Annotated in this window: 4 protein-coding genes and 2 pseudogenes; all 6 read right to left on the bottom strand. The window is 64.1% G+C overall.

Translation table 11 applies throughout. The features are described 5' to 3' along the window. Nucleotides 1-14 precede the first annotated feature (14 nt). Nucleotides 15-1,408: pseudogene (locus tag IQK56_RS11155) on the bottom strand (FAD/NAD(P)-binding protein). 12 nt (nt 1,409-1,420) lie between these two features. Further along, on the bottom strand, nt 1,421-2,188 hold the full coding sequence (locus IQK56_RS11150) for an ABC transporter ATP-binding protein (protein ID WP_122310537.1): 768 nt from the start codon (nt 2,186-2,188) through the stop codon (nt 1,421-1,423). Between the two features lie 3 nt (nt 2,189-2,191). Then, nucleotides 2,192-3,530 (bottom strand): annotated as a pseudogene (locus IQK56_RS11145) (ABC transporter substrate-binding protein). A gap of 19 nt (nt 3,531-3,549) precedes the next feature. Then, nucleotides 3,550-4,599 carry a branched-chain amino acid ABC transporter permease gene (locus IQK56_RS11140; RefSeq protein ID WP_193864150.1) on the bottom strand — a complete coding sequence of 350 codons (1,050 nt, stop codon included), beginning with the start codon at nt 4,597-4,599 and terminating at the stop codon, nt 3,550-3,552. Nucleotides 4,600-4,603: 4 nt separating this feature from the next. Then, nucleotides 4,604-5,485, bottom strand: a complete 882-nt coding sequence (locus IQK56_RS11135; protein WP_032889760.1) for a branched-chain amino acid ABC transporter permease — start codon at nt 5,483-5,485, stop codon at nt 4,604-4,606. Further along, nucleotides 5,485-6,125, bottom strand: a 641-nt coding sequence (locus IQK56_RS11130) for an ABC transporter ATP-binding protein (protein ID WP_193901701.1), incomplete at its 5' end; no start/stop codon positions are given. The genes IQK56_RS11135 and IQK56_RS11130, both read right to left, overlap by 1 nt.

Here is a 6,125-nt window from a genome sequence, read left to right as displayed (position 1 = left end):
CCCCCCTCCCACATTTAGAGTTGTGCCAACTTCGATGCCAGGGCTTTAGCCTGAAGCGCCACATCCGTCACCGCCGTGCTCTCCCACCACATCCCGCGCAACGGCGGGCCCATGGCAAATAATCGCTGGCTGACCTGCCCTTGGGCATCCAGCACGGCGCCGGAGTTGTCCGCCGCAATCCCGAGCGCCAATGGCCCAGGCTGGATCAAGCCGCGCTTGAGCAACTGCTGCGGCAACGGCCGGGCCACGCGGCGCCAGTCGTATTCGATGCCGCTGGAGTTGATCAACGCCGCGCCCGAGACCTGGGTCAGCGCCTGTTCGCCACGCTGACGCAAACGAATCGTCACGCCCTCGTCCGCAGGCACCAAGCCCTTGAACGACGCGGCCTGAATCCGCAACCGCCCTTGCTCATGCAACCGCGCCACCAACTGCGCACTCAACGGCGGCGAGCGGTGGTGATGGCTCTCCCACCATGGCCGCACATGCCGCACAAACTGACGCTTCTCGCGCTCGCTGGCCTGGCTCCACAACCGGCCGATATGGGCGCGCACGGTGTCCAGCGGCGCTTGCCAATCGATGCCCTGGGCCTGCGCGGTCCGACATTGGCGCCGCACTTCATGCAACAACTGCCGAGAGCTGCGCAGGCGTGATCAGCGGCCAGGAAATCCTCCCAAACCGGCGGCTGCCGGCGCACATGGGGCAGCAGGCCATGGCGCGAAAAAATCTCGATGGGCCCGCGATGCCCGGCCTGTTCCAGGGACACCACCGCGTCAACCATGGTCAGTCCGGAGCCGATGATCAGCACCGTCGACAGCGGGTCGAGCCGGGTCATGGCCTGCACATCCCAGGGGTCCACCGCCGCCGCGTTCAAGCCGCTGGATTCGGTTTGGGGCGTGCGCGCCGCCGGGAACATACCGGTGGCCAACACGGCAAACGCGCCGCGCAGTGACTGGCCGTTATCGAGGCTCAGCAGGGTTGAATCCGCGTCCACTTGCAGGTCGACCACTTCAGCGCGCACATGCTCCACCGTGGACGCGGACAGCGCCTTGGCCTCGGCCAACCGCTGCTGCGCATACAAGCCGAAAATCCCCCGTGGCGGAAACAGCTCGCTGATGGGCACGTGCTGCTGGTCCGACTCCGGCCAGCCGCCCGCGCCGATGTAGTCGGTGAGCCATTGCGTCAGGTCATCGGCGTTGTCCGGGTCGACACTCATGCGCGCCGCATTGCCGTTAAGGGTGTGGCCCAGCTCAACGGCGCTGTAGGCCTCGCCACGCCCCAGTTCGGCGCGCGGCTCGATCACCAGGATCCGGCGCTGGCCACCTAGACGCAGCAGTTGCACCGCCAGCATCGTCCCACTCAGGCCGCCGCCGATGATCAGTACATCAGCGTTGCGGATGGATTCACTCATGCAGGTTCGCCCTTACTGTTTACCCAGATAAATATCATGCAAGTCGCCCCGCGCCAGCAGTTCGGCGGCGCTGCCGCTCAAGGCCACGCGGCCAGTATCCAGCACGTAGCCGTGGGACGCATAGGTCAGCGCGACGTTGATGTTCTGCTCGGCGATCAGGAAGCTCACCTGCTGCTCGCGGTTGAGCTGCGCGATGATCGCGAAAATCTCCTGCACGATCATAGGCGCCAAACCCATGGAGGGCTCGTCGAGCAGTACCAAAGTAGGACGGGTCATCAACGCCCGGCCGATGGCGACCATCTGCTGCTCGCCGCCCGAGGTGAGCCCGGCGCGGGTGTGGCGCTTGGTCTTGAGCCGGGGGAACCAGGCGTAGATGCGCTCCAGGTCGTGCTCCATGTCCTTGCGGCTCAGGCGCCGCACAAAGCCGCCGCTGCGCAGATTGTCCTCCACGGTCAGTTGGCCGAACACGTGGCGCCCTTCCAATACATGCACCATGCCCTGGCGCACGCGCTGGCTGGGGTCGACACCTGCCAGGTCCTGGCCGGCGTACGCGATCACGCCTCGGCTGACCTCGGCGCGCTCGGCCCGCACCAGACCCGAGATGGCCTTGAGGGTGGTGCTCTTGCCGGCACCATTGGCGCCGAGCAAGGCCACAATCGCGCCTTTCGGCACGTTCAGCGAGACCCCGGCCACCGCCAGGATCGCGCCATCGTAGATCACTTCAATGTCGTCGACCGTCAGCAGCGACGGGCTGGCGGATTCAGTAGCGGGCTGGCTCATGGCTTATTCATCCCCGTTGCAGGTGCGTGGCGTCAGGCCTTTTTCCTTGGCGAACGCGGCGGATTTTTCATCGATGAGCGGGCGCAGCAGCCCACGGTCGGCGGCGATCCAGTCGCTGACCAGCGTCCAGTTGGCGCCGTCCCATTGCTGCACCCGCGCCGAACCGCCGCCTTCGTGGTCGCTGCACGACAGCTTGAGGTTCTGCATCAGGCCCAGGTAACCCATGGCCTTGAGGCGGGCGTCGTCGATATTCAGATGCTCCAGGCCCCAACGGCCTTCTTCACCGTTAAGTGGACGCTTGCCGAACCTGGCCTGGGCGGTGCGGATCGCTTCTACCGCCACGGCGGCGTTCACCAGGCCCGAGTTGTAGTACACGCTGCCGAAGTTTTTCAGGTCCTTGAGGTCGCTGTTGCCCTTGTCGAGAATCGATTGCTTGAGGCGCTTGTGGATCTCGAAATCGGCACCCGCCGGGTAAGGCGTCAGCGCCAGGTAGCCTTTGGCGGCCGCACCGGCGGGCAAGACGTCTTCGCTGGAACTGGCCCAGATGTCGCCGATGATGTGGTCCACCGGGAAGCCGAAGCGTGCGGCGGTTTTAACCGCTACCGGCGTCGACACGCCCCAGGTGCGCAGGAACACCCAGTCCGGGTTGGCCTGGCGCACCTGGCGCCATTGCGCTGATTGTTCGTTGCCCGGATCGGCCACCGGGATCTGGATATTTTCAAAGCCGTATTTCTCGGCCAATAACTTCAGCGGGCCGAGGGTTTCGCGACCGTAGGCCGAGTCGTGGTAGACCGTGGCGATCTTCTTGCCCTTGAGTTTGTCGAAGCCGCCTTCGCGCTGGGCGATGTAGTTCACCAGGGTCGACGCCTCGCTGTAGAAGGTCAGCATCACCGGGAAGTTGTAGGGGAACACCGTGCCGTCAGTGGCTTCAGTGCGACCGTAACCGAGGGTGATCAGCGGAATCTTGTCCACCTCCGCCCTTTCGCTGAGCGCATAGGCGCCGCGCGCCGTTGGGCTGGTACACCGCGACCGGCGCGCCGTCCAGGCCATTCTTGAAGCGCTCGTAGCACTCGATGCCCTTCTCGGCCGTCCACTCGGTCTCGCATTCCTGCCACACCAGTTTCACGCCATTGATGCCGCCTTCGACCTCGTTGATATAGCGCAGGTAATCGATCATCCCGGCCCACACTTGCACGCCGCTGGACGCGTAGGCGCCCACGCGGTAGGTCGCCAGGGGGAAGAATTGCTGGTCGGCCGAGGCCATCGCCTGGGGAGCGGCAGCGGACAACGCCGCCAACGCAAAGGCCGCACTGACCAGGGATCGTTTCAAGGATGCACGCATGGAGATTCTCTTCTATAGGTCAGAAACGTAGCGGCCACTGACGCAGCCGGTCGCGAAGGTTGTGCAACAGGCGAATCAAGCCCTCGGGTTCCTTGATCAGGAACACGATGATCAATACGCCAAAGATGATTTTCTGCAGGTTCTGCAACTGCCCCGCGTCCACCGAACCGCCGAACAGCGCCTGCCCGGCATGGCTGAGAAAGATCGGCAGCAAACTGATGAACGCCGCGCCGACGAAGTTGCCGGCGATGCTGCCCATGCCGCCGATAATGATGATGAACAGGATCTGGAATGAGCGATTGATATCGAAGCTGCTGGCGCTGGCCGTGCCCAGGTAGGCGAACGCCCACAACGCACCGGCAATACCCAGGTAAAACGAGCTGACCGCAAACGCCAGGCGCTTGTAACGCACCACCGGAATGCCGACCACGGCGGCGGCGGTGTCCATGTCGCGGATCGCCATCCAGTTGCGCCCCACCTGGCTGCGCAGCAGGTTCACCGCGGCCCAGGTCAACAGCAGCACCGTGACCAGCGTCAGCCAGTAACGCCCCAGCGGCGTGTTGAGGTCATGGCCCAACAGCGCAAGCTTGGGCGCCGAGATGGTCCCGGACGAGCCGTAGTTGTAGAACCAGGGAAACTTGACGAACAGCCACTCCAGAAAAAACTGCGCGGCCAATGTGGTGACCATCAGGTAGAAGCCTTTGATGCGCGAGCTGGGCAACCCGAACAACAGGCCGACCAGAGCGCTGATAATCCCACCGCCGAGCAACGCCACCGGCAACCCAAGCTCCGGCAGGCGCAGCAGGAAGCCGTAGGTCGCAAAGGCGCCGACCGCCATGAACCCCGCCGCGCCCACCGAGGTTTGCCCGGTGTAGCCGGTCAGCAGGTTCAGGCCCAACCCGGCCAGCGACAGCACCAGAAACGGGATCAGGATCGCATTGAGCCAATAGTCATTGCCCCACAGCGGCACCCCCACAAATGCCAACACCAGCAGGCCGAGCAGGCCCCAGGGCAGACGTCGCGGGACCAGCAATAACGGCGCGGTTTGTTGAGCAACAGGGATCGACATGGTTTCAGACTCGCTCAATGGCGCGCTCGCCGAACAGGCCGGCGGGACGGATATACAGGAAGGCCAGGGCCAGGACATAGGCGAACCACGGCGTGATGCCGCCGCCGATCAGCGGGCCGATATACACCTCGGCAAGGTTCTCCGCCGCGCCGACGATCAGCCCGCCGACAATCGCGCCGCCAATCGAGGTGAAGCCGCCGATGATCAACACCGGCAACGCCTTGAGCACCACCAGCGACAGCGAAAATTGCACCCCCTGGCGTGCGCCCCAGAGCAAGCCGGCCACCAACCCGACAATGCCGGCCACCGCCCAGACGATCTGCCAGATGCGGTTGAGGTTGATGCCGATGGACAGCGCCGCCGTGGTGTCATCCGCCACGGCGCGCAGGGACACGCCGATGCGGGTTTTGTTGAACAGCAGCGCGAGCACCGTCACCAGCACCACGGCAGCCGCAGCGGCGATCAGGTCGAACTGGCTGAGCATCAGCGGGCCAACAAACAGCGGCACGTCGTCGATGCCCAGGTCCAGGGCACGCACTTGCGCGCCCATCAAGCCTTGGGCCAGGCCTTCGATAATGAACGACAGGCCCAAAGTGGCCATGAACAGGGTGATCTGCGAACGGTTCACCAGTGGCCGCAATACCAGACGCTCGATAAGCAACGCGCCGACGATCATCACGATCACCGTCAGCAGCAGCGCCAGGGCAAACGGCACGCCCTGGTCGTGCAGGCTGACGAAGGTCAACGCGGCAAACAGCAACATCGCACCCTGGGCAAAGTTGAACACGCCGCTGGCTTTGTAGATCAGCACGAAGCCGATGGCGACCAGGGAATACATGGTGCCGGCGAGCAGGCCGCCGAGCAGGGTTTCGAAGAAGAAGGTCATCAGTGCACGGCTCCCAGGTAGGCGGCGATCACCTCGGGATTGGCCTGCACCTGTGCCGGCGTGCCGTCACCGACTTTGCGCCCGTAGTCGAGCACCACCACATGGTCGGACAGGCCCATCACCACGCCCATGTCGTGTTCGATCAACACCACGGTGGTGCCGAGGTCGCGGTTTACGTCAGCGACGAAGCGCGCCATGTCCTGTTTTTCTTCGGCGTTCATGCCGGCCATGGGTTCGTCGAGCAGCAACAGGCTCGGCCCGGCGATCAATGCACGGCCCAGCTCCACACGCTTTTGCAGACCGTAGGACAGGTTGCCCACCAGCACATCGCGGTGGGCTTGCAGCTCAAGAAACTCAAGGATGGCTTGGCCACGCAGGCGAAAGGCCTCGGCTTCACGTCGCGCACGGGGCAAGCCGAGGGCCTGCTCGATAAAGCTGCTGCGCATATGCCGCGACAGGCCGGTGAGGAGGTTGTCGAGCACGCTCATTTTCTTGAACAGCGCGTTGTTCTGGAACGTCCGGCCAATGCCACGGCGTGCGGCCCCCAAGGGGTCGATGCGGTGGAAGTGTTGCGCCTCGAAAACGATCTCCCCCGCGTCAAAGCGATACACGCCATTGAGCACGTTGAGCAACGAACTTT

It is taken from the genome of Pseudomonas cyclaminis, from assembly GCF_015163715.1.
GTDB lineage: Bacteria > Pseudomonadota > Gammaproteobacteria > Pseudomonadales > Pseudomonadaceae > Aquipseudomonas > Aquipseudomonas cyclaminis.
Note: the sequence above shows the minus strand (reverse complement) of the source record. Positions and strands in the feature narration are given on the sequence as shown.

Bases quoted from the DNA above. Each gene is read 5' to 3' on its own strand.
- IQK56_RS11150 (WP_122310537.1), bottom strand. From the start codon at position 2,188: ATGAGCCAGCCCGCTACTGAATCCGCCAGCCCGTCGCTGCTGACGGTC.
- IQK56_RS11140 (WP_193864150.1), bottom strand. From the start codon at position 4,599: ATGTCGATCCCTGTTGCTCAACAAACCGCGCCGTTATTGCTGGTCCCG.
- IQK56_RS11135 (WP_032889760.1), bottom strand. From the start codon at position 5,485: ATGACCTTCTTCTTCGAAACCCTGCTCGGCGGCCTGCTCGCCGGCACC.